Source organism: Kribbella sindirgiensis (assembly GCF_004331435.1).
GTDB lineage: Bacteria > Actinomycetota > Actinomycetes > Propionibacteriales > Kribbellaceae > Kribbella > Kribbella sindirgiensis.
The window spans coordinates 135,826-150,684 of sequence record NZ_SJKA01000010.1 but is presented as its reverse complement, the minus strand read 5'-3'; the positions used below and the strand labels follow the sequence as shown (position 1 = coordinate 150,684).

General features: G+C 70.0%; 18 protein-coding genes. 4 read left to right on the top strand and 14 right to left on the bottom strand.

From position 1 onward, the window contains the following. The first annotated feature begins 139 nt into the window (after positions 1-139). Together E0H50_RS26985 and E0H50_RS26980 are read left to right on the top strand one after the other, a co-directional pair. Positions 140-964, top strand: coding sequence for an aminoglycoside phosphotransferase family protein (locus tag E0H50_RS26985; protein WP_131293322.1), 825 nt, complete (start codon positions 140-142; stop codon positions 962-964). Between the two features lie 26 nt (positions 965-990). Further along, positions 991-1,848 (top strand): phosphotransferase, encoded by an 858-nt coding sequence (locus E0H50_RS26980; protein WP_131293321.1) that lies wholly within the window; start codon positions 991-993, stop codon positions 1,846-1,848. Here the strand turns inward: E0H50_RS26980 and E0H50_RS26975 are convergent. Then, positions 1,806-2,573 carry a protein kinase family protein gene (locus E0H50_RS26975; RefSeq protein ID WP_131293320.1) on the bottom strand — a complete coding sequence of 256 codons (768 nt, stop codon included), beginning with the start codon at positions 2,571-2,573 and terminating at the stop codon, positions 1,806-1,808. The two genes, E0H50_RS26980 and E0H50_RS26975, sit on opposite strands and share 43 nt — an antisense overlap. A gap of 26 nt (positions 2,574-2,599) precedes the next feature. Here E0H50_RS26975 and E0H50_RS26970 point away from each other — a divergent pair, with 26 nt between their 5' ends. Continuing rightward, positions 2,600-3,649 (top strand): 1-aminocyclopropane-1-carboxylate deaminase, encoded by a 1,050-nt coding sequence (locus E0H50_RS26970; RefSeq protein ID WP_131293319.1) that lies wholly within the window; start codon positions 2,600-2,602, stop codon positions 3,647-3,649. Here E0H50_RS26970 and E0H50_RS26965 read toward each other — a convergent pair. From E0H50_RS26965 to hisI, 12 genes are all read right to left on the bottom strand, one after another. Continuing rightward, positions 3,610-4,335 carry a VIT1/CCC1 transporter family protein gene (locus tag E0H50_RS26965; protein WP_238151234.1) on the bottom strand — a complete coding sequence of 242 codons (726 nt, stop codon included), beginning with the start codon at positions 4,333-4,335 and terminating at the stop codon, positions 3,610-3,612. The genes E0H50_RS26970 and E0H50_RS26965 overlap by 40 nt on opposite strands. Then, on the bottom strand, positions 4,328-5,287 hold the full coding sequence (gene lgt / locus E0H50_RS26960; protein WP_131293318.1) for a prolipoprotein diacylglyceryl transferase: 960 nt from the start codon (positions 5,285-5,287) through the stop codon (positions 4,328-4,330). Before lgt ends, E0H50_RS26965 begins: the two co-directional genes overlap by 8 nt. A gap of 51 nt (positions 5,288-5,338) precedes the next feature. Further along, positions 5,339-6,058 (bottom strand): thioredoxin domain-containing protein, encoded by a 720-nt coding sequence (locus E0H50_RS26955; protein WP_238151233.1) that lies wholly within the window; start codon positions 6,056-6,058, stop codon positions 5,339-5,341. Continuing rightward, the gene (locus E0H50_RS26950) at positions 6,055-6,549 is read right to left on the bottom strand and encodes a DoxX family protein (protein ID WP_131293317.1); all 495 of its coding nucleotides are present in this window, start codon (positions 6,547-6,549) and stop codon (positions 6,055-6,057) included. Before E0H50_RS26950 ends, E0H50_RS26955 begins: the two co-directional genes overlap by 4 nt. Next, positions 6,546-7,163, bottom strand: coding sequence for an SCO family protein (locus tag E0H50_RS26945; protein ID WP_238151232.1), 618 nt, complete (start codon positions 7,161-7,163; stop codon positions 6,546-6,548). Before E0H50_RS26945 ends, E0H50_RS26950 begins: the two co-directional genes overlap by 4 nt. Positions 7,164-7,212: 49 nt before the next feature. Beyond that, positions 7,213-8,037: a tryptophan synthase subunit alpha gene (gene trpA / locus E0H50_RS26940; RefSeq protein ID WP_131293315.1), complete on the bottom strand. Its 825-nt coding sequence runs from the start codon at positions 8,035-8,037 to the stop codon at positions 7,213-7,215. Further along, positions 8,030-9,232 (bottom strand): tryptophan synthase subunit beta, encoded by a 1,203-nt coding sequence (trpB, locus tag E0H50_RS26935; RefSeq protein WP_131293314.1) that lies wholly within the window; start codon positions 9,230-9,232, stop codon positions 8,030-8,032. Before trpB ends, trpA begins: the two co-directional genes overlap by 8 nt. A 77-nt stretch (positions 9,233-9,309) precedes the next feature. Beyond that, positions 9,310-10,116, bottom strand: coding sequence for an indole-3-glycerol phosphate synthase TrpC (trpC, locus tag E0H50_RS26930; protein ID WP_131293313.1), 807 nt, complete (start codon positions 10,114-10,116; stop codon positions 9,310-9,312). A 13-nt stretch (positions 10,117-10,129) separates the two neighbouring features. Continuing rightward, positions 10,130-10,387, bottom strand: coding sequence for an HGxxPAAW family protein (locus E0H50_RS26925; RefSeq protein ID WP_202868344.1), 258 nt, complete (start codon positions 10,385-10,387; stop codon positions 10,130-10,132). Positions 10,388-10,443: 56 nt separating this feature from the next. Next, positions 10,444-10,986 carry a Trp biosynthesis-associated membrane protein gene (locus tag E0H50_RS26920; RefSeq protein ID WP_131293312.1) on the bottom strand — a complete coding sequence of 181 codons (543 nt, stop codon included), beginning with the start codon at positions 10,984-10,986 and terminating at the stop codon, positions 10,444-10,446. Positions 10,987-10,993: 7 nt separating this feature from the next. Continuing rightward, positions 10,994-12,484, bottom strand: coding sequence for an anthranilate synthase component I (locus E0H50_RS26915; protein ID WP_131293311.1), 1,491 nt, complete (start codon positions 12,482-12,484; stop codon positions 10,994-10,996). After that, entirely contained in the window at positions 12,481-12,813 is a 333-nt protein-coding gene (gene hisI, locus E0H50_RS26910; RefSeq protein ID WP_131293310.1) for a phosphoribosyl-AMP cyclohydrolase, read from the bottom strand. The genes E0H50_RS26915 and hisI overlap by 4 nt, the downstream gene beginning before the upstream one ends. 65 nt (positions 12,814-12,878) lie before the next feature. On the opposite strand from hisI, the gene E0H50_RS26905 reads away from it, so the two are divergent. After that, positions 12,879-13,973 carry a dipeptidase gene (locus E0H50_RS26905; RefSeq protein WP_131293309.1) on the top strand — a complete coding sequence of 365 codons (1,095 nt, stop codon included), beginning with the start codon at positions 12,879-12,881 and terminating at the stop codon, positions 13,971-13,973. Here the strand turns inward: E0H50_RS26905 and E0H50_RS26900 are convergent. Continuing rightward, the gene (locus tag E0H50_RS26900; protein ID WP_131293308.1) at positions 13,970-14,836 is read right to left on the bottom strand and encodes a GNAT family N-acetyltransferase; all 867 of its coding nucleotides are present in this window, start codon (positions 14,834-14,836) and stop codon (positions 13,970-13,972) included. The two genes, E0H50_RS26905 and E0H50_RS26900, sit on opposite strands and share 4 nt — an antisense overlap. Positions 14,837-14,859 lie beyond the last annotated feature (23 nt).

The window sequence follows — 14,859 nt, the reverse complement described above, 5'->3', positions numbered from 1 at the left end:
TTCCTGTCCACCGCGCAACGCCTTGATGACCCTCCGTAAGCAAGCGCTCACTACTCGACTCCCCATCTTCCCAGCCCACCGCGCCCCCAACCACCCACACCCACCGAAATCCACTTGCTGAGACTGATAGATCGTCCCTATGCCATGGCACCCCGCTTCCGACTGGAAACCACTCACCCCCGGCACCGGACAGGCAACCGGAGGCGTCTGGCGGACGCCTGACGACCAGGTGGTGAAGCGGCTGGTCCGCGGGGTCACCGATCCTCGTCATCACGCCTTCTGGGAGCGGCAAGCGCTGGTTGCGGAATCGGGTGTGGTCGCCGGTACGCCGGGCTTGCGTGCGCCGGCCTGCTGGGGCGTCGAGCGGGATGCGGACGGCATCACGCTGCGGATGGCGTATACGCCTGCCGTCACGTGGTCTGCGGAGGGGCTGGCTGGGGCTCTGGGGCGGTTCGCGGGGGGTTTCGTGGCGGAGCCTGGCTGGGGCGCCCGGGACGTTCTGCGGGACCGTCTGAGGACTGTGGAGCGGCGTGGTGGGTGGGAGGCGTTGGGCCGCGCTGGGCTCGCGTCACCGGCGATCGAGGAGCTGTGGGCTCGGCGGGAGTCGGCGTTGGATGTGCTCGACGGGCTGCCTCGGGTGCCGACGCATGGGGATGCTCATCCGGTGAACCTGCTCGGGCGTCAGGGCGACGATGTGATCGCGATCGACTGGGAGCAGTTCGGCCTGGGGCCGGCCGGCTTCGACCTCGGATACCTGCTGCTTGCGGTGGATGTGCCGCTCGATGATCTCGTGGCAGCACATGGGCACGGGGACGCTGTGCGGAGCGGTGCGGTGCTGGTAGCGGCGTACACCGGAGTGTCGCGGGGTGCGTGGGCGCTCACGCAGCCGGATCCCGGGGATCTTGTCGCGCGGTTGGTGGGGTTGGCCGGCGTCGTGGAGGAGGCGGTTGGTTACCTCGCGTGAACCTTGGGGGTGGTAGATGATCGCGGATGCGATGGGAGCCTGGGGACGACTGGACGCTGCTGGCCGCGCCTAAGGAGTTGGCGCATGGGGGCGTGTGGCGGACGCCGGAGCGGATGGTGGTCAAGCGCCTGGTGCCTGGCGACGAGCGACCGGCGCGGTACGGGTACTGGCGTCGGCAGGACGAGGTGGCGAGTAGCGGCGTACTCGAGTGGACCAAGGGGCTGCGGGCGCCGAAGTACCTGAAGACCGAGGCAGATGCGGACGGGATCCTGGTGTGGACCGAAGCGGTCGAGCCAGGGCCGGTCGGGGTGGACGAGGCTGCCACGGCACTCGGGCGGTTCGGGCTGAACCGGCTGCGGCCGGAGCCGTGGTTCGCGCGGCGCATTCTGCGGGACCGGCTGGACGACGACGCGGTCCACGGCGGCTGGTCGGGTTGCGCCACCGCCGACGTACTGCCGGCCGACGTACGGCGCATATGCGAAAGCCTCTCGGCCCAGCGGATGGCGCTGATGGAGGAACTCGACAGGCTTCCGCAGGTGGTCGTACACGGCGACATCCACCTGCCGAACCTGGTCCGGCGCGACGGCGACGACGTGATCGCGGTGGACTTCGACCAGTTCGGCCTCGGGCCGCTGGGCTTCGATCTCGGCTACCTGCTGCAGTCCACAAGCGCACCGGTCGACGAACTCGTAGCCGCTTACCAAGCGGGCAGCTCGGCCACGTGGCAAGCCGAGTCAGTTCGACGAGGCGCCGTACTGACCGCTGCCGTCACCCTCGTCGCCCGGGCGGCGTGGGCGCTGAATCAACCCGACCCCGGAGAGCACCTGGAGCGGTTGATCGCTCACACGGCGATCGTGGAAGAAGCGGTCAGCCACGCGTCGTAGAAGGCTTCGTAGCTCGGGAAGCGCGTGGTCGTCGCCTCGAGCAGTACGGCGTGCAGCGCGGGCGGCGGCTCGGGGAGCAGGACGAGCGCGGCGCGGGCCATGACGTACGCCGTCGTACGGGTGTCGATGGGCGCGCCGAGGGCGAGCTGCTCGGGTGCCATGAAGCGGGTCGAGCCGAACATGCGGCCCATGGTGTTCCGGTGCGGTCCGCGCCGGTACGTGTCCAGGTCCATCACCGTCAGCCGGCGCGCGTCGAAGTCGTACATCATCGCGCCGTCGTAGAAGTCGCCCTCGACCCACCCGGCTGCGTCGAGGGCGGCGTGCAGCTCGTAGAGAGCATCGAGGACGGCAAGGATCTCCGCGGTGGGCAGCGCCTTGAAGCGCTCGCGCGCCGCGGGTTCGTGGAGCAGGTCGCCGTCGCGCCACTCGTACACGAGGACCGGGCCGGCCGGCGACTCGATCACCGCATGCAGCGCGGGCATCGCCGGGTGCGTGCCCGATCGCGCCAGTTCGGCCGCGGTACGGAGGAGGGTGACGCGGGCGTCGAAGTCGAGGAACAGGTTGGGTGCGGCGGGATCGCCCGCTGTCTTCACGAAATACCTCGCGGTGGCGGTCTGGACGCCGTACGAGATGTTTCCGGAGTCTTGTGTGTCGAAGAGAGCGAAGATGGTGCCTAGGTGGTCGAGGTAGGTGGCCGGAGGGACATCGATCTCACCGGGGAACATTCCGCCGATCGTAGTGGGAGGAACTGATGGCGCTGAGTGATTTTCCGAGGTACCCGTTGCTGTTCGGTCCGAGTCCGGTGCACCCGCTCGACCGGCTGAGCGCGTACCTGGGCGGTGCGAAGATCTGGGCGAAGCGGGAGGACTGCAACGCCGGGCTCGCGTACGGCGGGAACAAGACCCGGAAGCTGGAGTACCTGATCCCGGACGCGCTCGCGCAGGGCGCTGACACGCTGGTGTCGATCGGCGGGTACCAGTCGAACCACACCCGCCAGGTCGCCGCGGTCGCCGCGAAGGTCGGGCTGAAGGCGGTGCTGGTCCAGGAGAACTGGGTGAACTGGCCGGACGCCCTCAACGACCGGGTCGGGAACATCCTGCTCAGCCGGATCATGGGCGCCGAGGTGCGACTCGACCCGGCCGGGTTCGGGATCGGGTTCAAGGACAGCTGGAGGCAGGCGCTCGCGGACGTCGAGGCGCGCGGCGGTACGCCGTACGCGATCCCGGCCGGCGCGTCGGACCATCGGCTCGGCGGGCTCGGGTTCGCGCAGTGTGCTTCCGAGGTGGAGCAGCAGGAGCGCGAACTCGGGGTCTTCTTCGACACGATCGTGGTCTGCTCGGTGACCGGGTCCACGCACGCCGGGATGATCGCCGGGTTCGCCGGCCAGGACCGTCCGCGGCGGGTGATCGGGATCGACGCCAGCGCCAAGCTCCAGGAGACCCGCGACCAGGTCGAGCGGATCGCCCGCGCCACCGCGGAACTGATCGGCCTCCGCCGCGACCTCCGCGCCGACGAGATCACCGTCCTGGAGGGCTGGGCCGGCGACGAGTACGGCATACCCGTCCAGTCGACCCTCGACGCGATCCGGCTGACCGGTCAGCTCGAGGGGATGATCATCGACCCGGTGTACGAAGGGAAGTCGATGGCCGGCCTGATCGATCTGATCCGCACCGGCGACATCCCCGCGGACTCAACCGTTCTGTACGCCCACCTCGGCGGCCAGCCCGCCCTGAACGCCTACAGCAGCCTGTTCACCCACACTCAACCGATTCCGGGGCCGACGAGCGTGCCCACGAAGTAGGTGAGGGCTGCAGCTGCGGCGCCGAGAAGGAGCTGGCGGAGACCGGAGTACCACCAGGAGCGGCTGGTGACGCGGGAGACCACGGCGCCGCAGACGAAGAGGGCCGTCAGGGCGAAAATCAGGGACGGTACGACGCTGCCGGCGCCGACCAGGTACGGCGCCAGCGGGACGAACGCACCGATGGCGAAGCAGATGAACGACGAGGCGGCCGCGGTCACCGGGTTCGGGAGGTCGGTGGGGTCGATGCCGAGTTCCTCGCGGACGTGCTCCTCGAGGGCCTGCTCCGGGTCGGCGTGGAACTGCTTCGCGACCTTGCTGGCCAGGTCCGGGTCGAGGCCCTTCGCCCGGTAGGTCTCGGCGAGCTCGATCTCCTCGTCGATCGGGTGCTTCTTGATCTCGCGGCGCTCGACCTCGATCTCGGCGCGGGCGAGCTCGCGCTGGGAGGCGACCGAGGTGTACTCCCCCGCCGCCATCGAGAACGCACCGGAGGCGAGGCCCGCGAGTCCGGCCAGGACGATGAACTTCGAGCCGGAGCTGGTGCCGCCGTCCATGCCGGCGATCAGCGCGAAGTTCGACACCAGGCCGTCCATCGCCCCGAACACCGCCGGCCGCAGCCAGCCGCCGTTCACATCACGGTGCGTGTGGTCCCCGTGATGCTCGGCAGAAACCTCAGGCGTCTCAGTCACTTGACCCGTCGTTGGCCTTCGCGGTGGTCGCCTCGGCATCCGCCGCGGTCGTGTCCGTCTTCGCTTCGCTCGGCTCGGTGGGGCCGTCGGTGGGTTTGCCGGCGGCGGCGCCGGTGCTGATGTCTTCCTGGCCGGGGCGTTTGCGGGCGCTGACGACGAACGCCGCGACGGCCAGGACGAACAGGATGATCGCGGTCCAGACGTTCAGGCGCAGGCCGAGGATGTGGTTCACGGTGTCGATGCGCATGTGTTCGATCCACGCGCGGCCGGCGGTGTACGCCGCGACGTACAGGAAGAACGCCCGTCCGTGACCGAGCTTGAAGCGGCGGTCGGCGAGCAGGATCAGCGCCACGACGCCGAGGTTCCAGACCGCTTCGTAGAGGAACGTCGGGTGGAACGTCGCGAAGTCGGCGTACCCGGCCGGCCGGTGGTCCGGGGCGATCTCCAGGCCCCACGGCTTGGTCGTCGGGCCGCCGAACAGTTCCTGGTTGAAGTAGTTCCCGAACCGCCCGAAGATCTGCGCCAGCGCGATTCCGGGCGCCATCGCGTCCGCGACCGCCAGGAACGGCACCTTGGCCCGCCGGCACGCGATCCACGCGCCGAGCGCGCCGAAGCCGACCGCGCCCCAGATACCGAGCCCGCCGTGCCAGATCTTCAGTGCGTCGATCGGGTGCTTGCCCTCGCCGAAGTACAGCTCGGCGTCGGTGATCACGTGGTAGATCCGCGCACCGACCAGCCCGAACGGGATCGCCCAGAACATGATGTCGGCGAGCACCGGCGCCGAGCCGCCGCGCGCCACCCAGCGCCGGCGGCCGAGCCAGTAGCCGACGAAGATGCCGGCCAGGATGCACAACGCGTACGCGCGGATCGGCAGGCCGAGGACGTGCCAGACACCCTGGCTCGGGCTGGGAATGAACGCCGGAACCATCACGGCGGGAATCAGACTAGACATGGCAAACAGAGACGCTACTCGACCCGGCAGGGCGCGGCCACAAACGCAGGGTCACGATGCGATCGCATCGACGGCCTTCTGCAGGCCCTCGGCGGTGAGCTCGTTGGCCTCCAGCTGCTTGCCGTTGACGAAGACGGTCGGCGTACCGGTCACACCCCGGTCGTCGGCGGCCGTGCCCACGGACTCCAGCCAGCTCGCGTACGTGTTGTCCTGCACGGCCTGCTGGAACTTCGCGTCGCCGACCCCGAGCTGCTTGCCGAGCTCCAGCAGCTGGTCGGTGGTCCAGGACTTCGAGAAGTCGCCGTACAACTCGTCGACGAAGCTCAGCGCCTTGCCGTTCGCGGCCGCCGCGGCGAACGCGTTCGCGAGCCGCGGCGAGGCGTCCGGGTTCACGAACTGCAACGGCCAGTACGTGAGCGTCGCCGTACCGTCCTGGACGAGCTTGTCGACCGTGGCGCCGCTGGCCTCCTCGAACTCCGCGCAGTGCGGGCAGCGGAAGTCCAGGTACAGGTCGATGTTCACCTTCGCGCCGGACTTGCCGACCGTGATGCCCTTGCCGGCCGAGCCGGGACCGGTGACGACCGTCGGCTCCGGGCGCCCGTTCGAGCTCACCTCGACCTTGGAGTGGCCGCGGTAGTACTGCACGCCGACACCCGCGCCGAGAGCCAGCACGAGGACGATCACCACGATGATCCCGGGGGTGATCCTGCGCTTGGGCTGCTGCAGCAGCGGATTCCCAGGGGACTTCACCGGGGGTTTGGTCTTGCTCACGACGCGGTGGCTCCTTGCGGTCCGGTATCTGGTTCTGTGCTCGGTTCCGATACGACGGCGAACTTGCTGACGGGCTTCAGCCACAGCCAGACGGCCAGCACCAGCAGCCCGAGATCGCGCAGGATCTCCTGCAGGTACTTCGTCTGTCCCGGGGCGACCTGACCACCGCCGCCGAAGCAGCCGCAGTCGATCGACAGCCCGCGGGCCCAGGCCGACGACACCGCGGCGATGAAGACGATCATGAAAACACCCGCGGCCGCCGCGGACGCGCGGACACCGAAGCCGATGATCAACAGCAACCCGATCGCGATCTCCAGGAACGGCAGCCCCCAGCCGACCGGTTCGACCAGGGCCGACGGGAGCAGCTCGTACGCGCGGACCGCCTGCGCGGCGGTCTCCGGATCGGTCACCTTCAGCGCGCCGGCGACCAGCATCACCCCGCCGAGCACCAGCCGCGCCACCAGGGAGACCCAGGGAATCCACGACTTCACCGGTTGTCCTCCACCAGCTTCCCGAAGTCGTGCGCCAGGTCGCCGATCGCGGCGTTCGACAACCAGAGCACGTTCGCCTTGTCGTTCTTCCCGAAGCCGATCACCTGCGCTCCGTGACCGACCTCGTACCCACCGGAAGGCAGCTTCTGCATCCCTTCCACCGGTACGCCGACGGCTTTCGCGATGTCCTTGATCGACGTCAGCGACCCGGTCAGCCCGACGAACGCCGGGTCGAACCGGTCCAGGTACTTACGGATCACCGGCCCGGTGTCCCGCGCCGGGTCGGTGGTGATGAACAGCATCTGGATCTGGTCCTGCACCTGGTCGTCGAGCTTGGTCAGCGCGGACGCCACGTCGGCCATCACGGTCGGGCACACGTCGGGACAGTTGGTGTACCCGAAGAACACCAGCGTGACCGGCTTCTTCGTGGACGTGACCAGGTTGAACGGGTTCCCGGACGTGTCGGTCAAGGTGGCCGCGGGCATCGAGTACGGCGCGTCGAGAGTGGCGCCGCGCAACCCGTTCGGGTCCTGGCTGCTGCGGATGATCGCACCGCCCGGGTTGTCCGGCTTCTCTTCCTTGCCACTGCAGCCCGCGAGGGCGAGCAGAGCCACCGCCGCCAAGAAAAGGACGGCGGTGTTCCTGGTTCGACTCACGGGCGTACTAACGAGCAACGGTCGCGCGGGGTTCCCGGCGGACACCTTCGGCCAGACCTTCGGTGAGCTTCCGCACACCGGCCGGGCCGCCGTCCTGGAGTGCCTTGACGAGTGCCGCGCCGACGATCGCGGCGTCCGCGAACGCCGCCACACCGGCCGCCTGGTCGCCGTTGGAGATGCCGAGGCCGACGCCGACCGGCAGGCCGGTCGCCGCCTTCACCCGGGCGACCAGCGGCGCCGCCAGCTCCGACGGCTTGTCCCGCGCCCCGGTGACACCCATCACAGCCGTCGCGTACACGAAACCGCGGCAGTTCGCCGTGGTCATCGCGATCCGCTCGTCGGTCGACGACGGCGAGACCAGGAACACCTTGTCGAGCTCGTGCTTGTCGGCGGCCGCGATCCACTCCGCGCCCTCGTCCGGGATCAGGTCGGGCGTGATCAGCCCCGCTCCCCCGACGCCGGCGAAATCGGCCGCGAACCGGTCCACGCCGTACCGCTCGATCGGGTTCCAGTAGGTCATCACGAGCACCGGCACGTCGGAGTACGCCGTGAGCTTCTCGACCGTGCTGAGCACGTCCCGGGTCCGCAGCCCGCCGGCCCGCGCGATCTCGGTGGCGCGCTGGATCGTGACACCGTCCATCACCGGATCGCTGTACGGCAGACCGAGCTCGATCACGTCGGCGCCGCCGTCGATCATCGCCTTGACGCCGTCCACGGCACCGTCGTACGTCGGGAAACCGGCCGGCAGGTACCCGACCAGGGCGCCGCGGCCCGCGTCGTTCGCCTTCCGGATCGCGACCCCGGCGTTGCCCAGGGCAACTACGTCATTCATCGGAACCCCCCAGGCCGAACCACGTCGCGGCCGTGTCCATGTCCTTGTCACCGCGACCGGACAGGTTCACCAGAATGGTTGCCTCCGGCCCCAGTTCCTTCGCGATGTCGAGCGCGCCGGCGACCGCGTGCGCCGACTCGATCGCCGGGATGATCCCCTCGGTCCGCGACAGCAGCTTGAACGCCTCCATCGCCTCGGCGTCGGTGATCGGCCGGTACGTCGCCCGCCCGGTCTCCGCCAGCCACGCGTGCTCCGGACCGACGCCCGGGTAGTCCAGCCCCGCGGAGATCGAGTGCGACTCGATCGTCTGCCCGTCCTCGTCCTGCAGCAGGAACGATCGCGCACCGTGCAGTACGCCGACCTGCCCGGCGCTGATCGTCGCCGCGTGCCGTCCGGTCTCGAACCCGTCGCCGCCCGGCTCGACGCCGTACAGCTTCACGTCGTCGTCACCGATGAACGCGGTGAACAGGCCGATCGCGTTCGACCCGCCGCCGACCGAGGCGACCGCGGCGTCCGGCAGCTTGCCCAGCAGGGCGAGCGACTGCTCCCGCGCCTCGTCGCCGATCCCGCGCACGAAGTCGCGGACCATCGCCGGGAACGGGTGCGAACCGGCCGCCGTACCGAGGATGTAGTGGGTCTTGTCGACGCTGGCGACCCAGTCGCGCAGTGCCTCGTTGATCGCGTCCTTCAGCGTCCGGCTCCCGGTCTTCACCGAGATCACCTCGGCGCCGAGCAGCTTCATCCGGGCCACGTTCAGCGCCTGGCGCTCGGTGTCGACCTCGCCCATGTAGACCACGCACTCCAGGCCGAGGTAGGCGCAGGCGGTCGCGGTCGCGACGCCGTGCTGCCCGGCACCGGTCTCCGCGATCACCCGCGGCTTGCCCATCCGCTTGGTCAGCAGCGCCTGGCCGATCGCGTTCCGGATCTTGTGCGCGCCGGTGTGGTTCAGGTCCTCGCGCTTCAGCAGGATCCGCGCACCGGCGACGTCCGACAGCCGGGTCGCGTCGTACAGCAGGCTGGGGGCGCCGATGTATTCGCGCAGCATCCGCTCGAACTCGTCGGTGAACTCCCGGTCGGCCATGGCGTCGCGCCAGGCCTGGGTGAGTTCGTCGAGCGGCGCGATCAGCGCCTCCGGCATGAACCTGCCGCCGAAACGGCCGAAGTGCCCGAACTGGTCGGGCAGCACAGTACTCATCCGACTAAAACCTTCCGATCCCGGCCCAGACGGCTCGGGGAGTTACTGCCCCTACCCGTTTGGACCGGGAGGAGAGGTCAGTGCCGCTGCTGGATGGCGGGGTGCGATCCGGCGGCGACGAGGTCGGCGACCGAGGCGCGAGGATCGCGGCCGGTCACCAGGGTTTCACCGACGAGGACGACATCGGCCCCGGCGCGCGCGAACTCGATTACATCATGCGGACCGCGGACCCCGGACTCGGCCACCCGGACGAGCTCGGTCGGGATCGTCGGCGCGACCCGGGCGAAGGTGTCCCGGTCGACCTCGAGGGTCTTCAGGTTCCGGTTGTTCACGCCGATGAGCTGGGCGCCGGCGTCCACCGCACGCCGCGTCTCCTCCTCGTCGTGCACCTCGACCAGCGGGCAGAGGCCGATCGACTGGGCCCGCTCGATCAGCGAGACCAGCGCCTCCTGCTCCAGCGCCGCCGCGATCAGCAGCACCATGTCGGCACCGGCCGCCCGCGCCTCCCAGAGCTGGTACGACGAGACGATGAAGTCCTTGCGCAGCACGGGTACGTCGACCCGGCCGCGGACCGCCCGCAGGTCGTCGAGGCTGCCGTTGAACCGGCGCTCCTCGGTCAGCACCGAGATCGCCGCGGCGCCGCCCAGCTCGTACTCACCGGCCAGCGCGGCCGGGTCGGTGATCTCGGCCAGCTCGCCCTTGGACGGGCTGGAGCGCTTCACCTCGGCGATCACCGCGATCCCGTCGCCGCGGAACACCGGCATCGGGTCCTTGGCGTCGGGCTTGCGCTGGGCCTCCTGCTTCAGGTCGTCCAGGCTGACCCGGGCCTGGCGCTCCGCAAGGTCCTCGCGGACCCCAGCGAGAATGTCGTCAAGCACAGTCATGTCCGTCCGCCCTTCAGTGGTCGCCGTCGGTCGGGACCCCGAAGCCCAGCAGCTGCAGCACCTTGCCGGCCAGCGCCCCCAGCACCGCGATTCCGACGGAGATCCAGAACAGCACCCAGTTCGGCCCGAGCACCATGGCGATGGCGCCGACCGTGAACGCGACCAGCACGATCGCCACCGCCGTCCACGCAGCCGGGCTGTTGCCGTGCAGATCGTGCGGAGCTTCCTCCTCGATCCGACTGGCCCCTTGATCCGCCACCGTATTGTCCATAGTTGGCGCCACTCCTCCTCGTCGTCCCGTCCTATTGTGGCGGTAGCCCGCCGCGATCAGAGAGTCGGGTCCTCCCCGGCGTCGATCGCCTTCCACTGATCGGCCCCGTCAGCCCGCCCTGAGGCGGCCGGATCACGCTCGTAACGCTGGGTCGCGCTACGCCAGCGATGCGCTGTCAGCACGGTCAGCAGACCGGCCGCGACCAGCGCGAGTCCGCCGCCCAGGGCGAACCACGGCGCCGGGCCGCCGGTCTCCACGACCTGGTCGGCCAGTACGGCGCTGAGCACCGGCCGGATCCGGCTGAGCTCGGGGCCGTCGGGCCGCACCAGCAGCGCGACCGCGACCGCGATCGCGCCCAGCACGACGACCAGTGCGCCGAGCAGGCGGCGCAGCGCCGTACCTGCGAGTTTGGTGACGATGACCGCGACGAGCGACGCGAGTGCCAGCGCGACTGGGGCCTTGGTGATCGAGTAGCCGTTGAAGACCTCGTCGACGCGGCCGTTACCGGGGTTGACCGAAACCCAGGTCAGGTACGCCGAGAGGCCGAGCAGCACCAGCGCCACCAGGGCGAGGAGGTCGACCACGCGTTGGGGTCTCATCCGGCCCTCATACGTCACTGAACGTTCCCGCGACCGCGATCGCGTTGAGTACGGCGGCCGCCTTCGTCCGGCACTCGGCGTCCTCCGCGGCCGGATCCGAGTCCGCGACGATCCCGGCCCCGGCCTGGACGTACGCCGTACCGCCGCGCAGCACCGCGGTGCGGATCGCGATCGCGGTGTCGGCGTCGCCGGCGAAGTCGAGGTAGCCGACGACACCGCCGTACACGCCGCGCCGGGTGACCTCGAGCTTGTCGATGATCTCCATCGCGCGAGGTTTCGGTGCCCCCGACAACGTCCCCGCGGGGAACGCGGCGGTGAGCGCGTCGAACGCGGTCATCCCGGCCTTCAGCTGCCCGGTGACCGTCGACTCCAGGTGCATCACGTGGCTGTAGCGGCGGACGTCCATGAAGTCGACGACCTCGACCGTGCCGGGCGCGCAGACCTTGCCGACGTCGTTGCGGCCGAGGTCCACGAGCATCAGGTGCTCGGCGCGTTCCTTCGCGTCCGCGCGCAGCTCCTCCTCCAGCGCGTGGTCCTCCTCCGGCGTCGCGCCGCGGCGGCGGGTGCCGGCGATCGGGTGCAGGATCACCTTGTTGTCGGTGACCTTGACCAGGGCCTCCGGGCTGGAGCCGACGATGTCGAAGCCGTCCAGGCGGACCAGGTACATGTACGGGCTGGGGTTCGAGCGGCGCAGCACCCGGTAGATGTCGAGCGCGGACGCGCTGCTCTGCAGCTCGAACCGCTGCGACACGACGATCTGGAACGCCTCGCCCGCGCGGATCTCCTCCTTCGCGTCCTCGACCGCTTGCCGGTACTCGGCGCTGGAACGCTGCCGGTGCGGGTCCGGCTGGGCCTGCCGGTCCGCACGGACGACGTACGACGGGGTGGGCCGGGCGAGGTCGCGCTCCATGGCGTCCAGGCGGCGTACCGCGTCGGCGTACGCCTCGTCGACGCGTTCGTCGGAGTCGTCCCAGTTGACCGCGTTCGCGATCAGCCAGATCTCGCCGGTCTCGTGATCGAGGGCGGCCAGGTCGGTGGCGAACAGGAACGTCAGCTCGGGCAGGCCGAGGTCGTCCGTGGTCGTGTCCGGCAAGCGCTCGAGGCGGCGGACGGCGTCGTACCCGAGGAAGCCGACCATGCCGCCGGTCAGCGGCGGCAGGTCCGGCAGCCGCGGCGTGTGCAGGATCTCGAGCGTCTCGCGGAGCGCTTTCAGCGGGTCGCCGGTCTGCGGCAGGCCGACCGGCGGGTTGCCGGTCCAGACGGCCTCGCCGTTGCGTTCGGTCAAGGTGGCGGCACTTCGCACGCCGATGAACGAGTAGCGCGACCAGACGCCGCCGTTCTCGGCCGACTCCAGCAGGAACGTGCCTTCCCGTTCGGCCGCGAGCTTGCCGTAGACACCGATCGGGGTCTCCGCGTCGGCGAGCAGCCGCCGCGTCACCGGGATGACCCGGCGGTCCTTCGCGTACTCGCGGAACGTCTCGAGCGCCGGCGCCGTCACGCTGCCTTCACCTCGATCTCGCCGTGCTCGAAGCAGCTGCGCGTCCCGGTGTGACACGCCGGGCCTTCCTGGTCGACGAGGACGAGCAGGGTGTCGGCGTCACAGTCGACGAGCAGCTGCTTCACGTGCTGACGGTGGCCGCTGGTCTCGCCCTTCACCCAGTACTCCTGCCGGCTGCGCGACCAGAACGTGCTCCGGCCGCTCTCCGCGGTACGGCGCACCGCCTCGGCGTTCATCCAGCCCACCATCAGGACCTCGCGCGTGTCGTACTGCTGCACCACCGCCGGGATCAGACCGGCCGCGTCGAAGGTCAACTCGTCGATAGTCACCCGCCCATTGTCCCCGATCCGGGGTTGCCGTCCGACCACGGTCCCGAACTTGCGAAGATGACCCAATGAGTCGGATCGAGGCGTTGCTGGCGGAGCATCCGGTGATCGACGGGCACAACGACCTGCCGATCGCGTTCTACGAGCTGTGCGGGTACGACCTGGACGCCCACGACCTGGCCGGGCCGGTGCCGGAGCTCCACACGGACCTGCCGCGGCTGCGCGCGGGTCACGTGGGCGCGCAGTTCTGGTCCTTGTGGGTGCCGCAGGACGAGCACGCGGTACGGCGTACGTTCGAGCAGCTCGATTTCGTCCGGCGCCTCGTCGCGCGCTTCCCCGCGGATCTGCAGCTCACCGACTCCGCCGACGAGGTCGAGGCGGCGATCAAGGCGGGCCGGGTCGCGTCGCTGATGGGGATGGAGGGCGGTCACTCGATCGGTGAGTCGCTCGGTGTGCTGCGGGTGATGCGGGCGCTCGGCGTGCGGTACATGACGCTGACCCACAACAACAACGTGTCCTGGGCGGACTCGGCCACCGACGAACCGGTGCTCGGCGGGCTGAACGAGTTCGGCGAGGACGTCGTCCGGGAGATGAACCGGATCGGCATGCTGGTCGACCTCTCGCACGTCTCCGCGGACACGATGCGGCACGCGCTGCGGGTGACGAGCGCGCCAGTGATCTTCAGCCACTCGTCGGCGCGCGCGGTCTGCGACGTACCGCGGAACGCGCCCGACGACGTCCTCGAGACGCTGACCGGCAACGACGGCGTGTGCATGGTGACGTTCGTGCCGTACTTCACGTCGCAGGCGTACGTCGACTGGCTGGACGGGATGCGCGCACTGGCCGTCGAGCACGGCCTGGAGGATCCCCAGCACCGCGAACAGGTCGAGGCGATGTACGGCGTACCGCGGCCGGAGATCAGGCTCGCGGACGTGGTCGAGCATGTCGAGCACGTCCGCGAGGTGGCGGGCGTCGACCACATCGGTCTGGGCGGCGACTACGACGGCTGCCCTGAGTTCCCGGTCGAGCTGCCGGACGTGGCGTCGTACCCGGTGCTGTTCAGCGCGCTGGCCGACCGCGGCTGGAACGACGAGGAGCTCGGCAAACTTGCCGGCGGCAACATCCTGCGCGTGCTCCGGGCCGCGGACGACGTCGCTCTTTAAGCCTCTCGGTACTGGGCGCGGATCTCGTCCAGCGGCTCGAGCCCGGCGGCCTGGTACGTCGCGACGGCGCCGACGTTCGTCGCCGGAGTGACCGTGTAGATGCTGGACGAGCCCATCTCCCGGAGCGTGCGCGCACAGCCGAGGACCATCGCGGTGCCGTACCCGCGGCCGCGGTGCAGGCGGTGGACGCCCATCGGCTCGATGTAGCCGGGGCGTCCCTCGCCGGCCGACCAGACGGTGGCAGCGGCCACGGACTCGCCGATCTCGTTGCGGAGCACCAGGCAGCGCGCGTCGGCGTACGGCAGCCCGTCGGCCATCGCGAACCAGCGGTCGTCGGTGAACGTCGACCCGTCGAACGACGCCCGCTGGACGCCGGTCCGCTCGTGGGCCTCCTCGGCGCCGATCACGTCGATCCGGACGCCCGGATCCGGCACCGGATCGGTCAGGTCGCGCCACACCGGGACCCACGGCGCGTCCGCCTTCCACCCGTCCTTGAACAGCAACTCCTGGACGAGCGCTCCGGTCGGCGTCTCGACGTACACCTTGCCCTCGATCAGCACACCCTTCTCGGGCGCGGACACGTCCTCGGTGATCCGCTGCGCCAGCTCCTCGTCCCGCAAGAGGTCCGGCGCGATCGCCGTCCGCAGCCAGTCCGGCTCGTCGAGCATCCCGATCGCGACGATCTCCCCGCCCCGCCGCCAGACCCGCGTCGCCGCCGCCGTCCGCTCCACCCCAAACCGCCAGAACCACCCCAGATCCCCCGGATGCAACTGCAACGCCACCCCCTCCCGCTGCCACCCCCGCAGCACCCCCACAACCGCGCCCAACTCCCCGATCCCCGCCGTACCCATCTCAATACCCATCCCCCGATCCCACACCATCGCCC

Excerpts from the sequence above, each read along its gene's own strand:
- trpC (WP_131293313.1), bottom strand. The coding sequence starts at position 10,116 with ATGACTGTGCTTGACGACATTCTCGCTGGGGTCCGCGAGGACCTTGCG.
- E0H50_RS26900 (WP_131293308.1), bottom strand. The coding sequence starts at position 14,836 with ATGGGTATTGAGATGGGTACGGCGGGGATCGGGGAGTTGGGCGCGGTT.
- E0H50_RS26975 (WP_131293320.1), bottom strand. The coding sequence starts at position 2,573 with ATGTTCCCCGGTGAGATCGATGTCCCTCCGGCCACCTACCTCGACCAC.
- E0H50_RS26970 (WP_131293319.1), top strand. The coding sequence starts at position 2,600 with ATGGCGCTGAGTGATTTTCCGAGGTACCCGTTGCTGTTCGGTCCGAGT.
- trpB (WP_131293314.1), bottom strand. The coding sequence starts at position 9,232 with ATGAGTACTGTGCTGCCCGACCAGTTCGGGCACTTCGGCCGTTTCGGC.
- E0H50_RS26980 (WP_131293321.1), top strand. The coding sequence starts at position 991 with ATGCGATGGGAGCCTGGGGACGACTGGACGCTGCTGGCCGCGCCTAAG.
- trpA (WP_131293315.1), bottom strand. The coding sequence starts at position 8,037 with ATGAATGACGTAGTTGCCCTGGGCAACGCCGGGGTCGCGATCCGGAAG.
- lgt (WP_131293318.1), bottom strand. The coding sequence starts at position 5,287 with ATGTCTAGTCTGATTCCCGCCGTGATGGTTCCGGCGTTCATTCCCAGC.
- E0H50_RS26920 (WP_131293312.1), bottom strand. The coding sequence starts at position 10,986 with ATGAGACCCCAACGCGTGGTCGACCTCCTCGCCCTGGTGGCGCTGGTG.
- E0H50_RS26925 (WP_202868344.1), bottom strand. The coding sequence starts at position 10,387 with ATGGACAATACGGTGGCGGATCAAGGGGCCAGTCGGATCGAGGAGGAA.
- E0H50_RS26985 (WP_131293322.1), top strand. The coding sequence starts at position 140 with ATGCCATGGCACCCCGCTTCCGACTGGAAACCACTCACCCCCGGCACC.
- E0H50_RS26905 (WP_131293309.1), top strand. The coding sequence starts at position 12,879 with ATGAGTCGGATCGAGGCGTTGCTGGCGGAGCATCCGGTGATCGACGGG.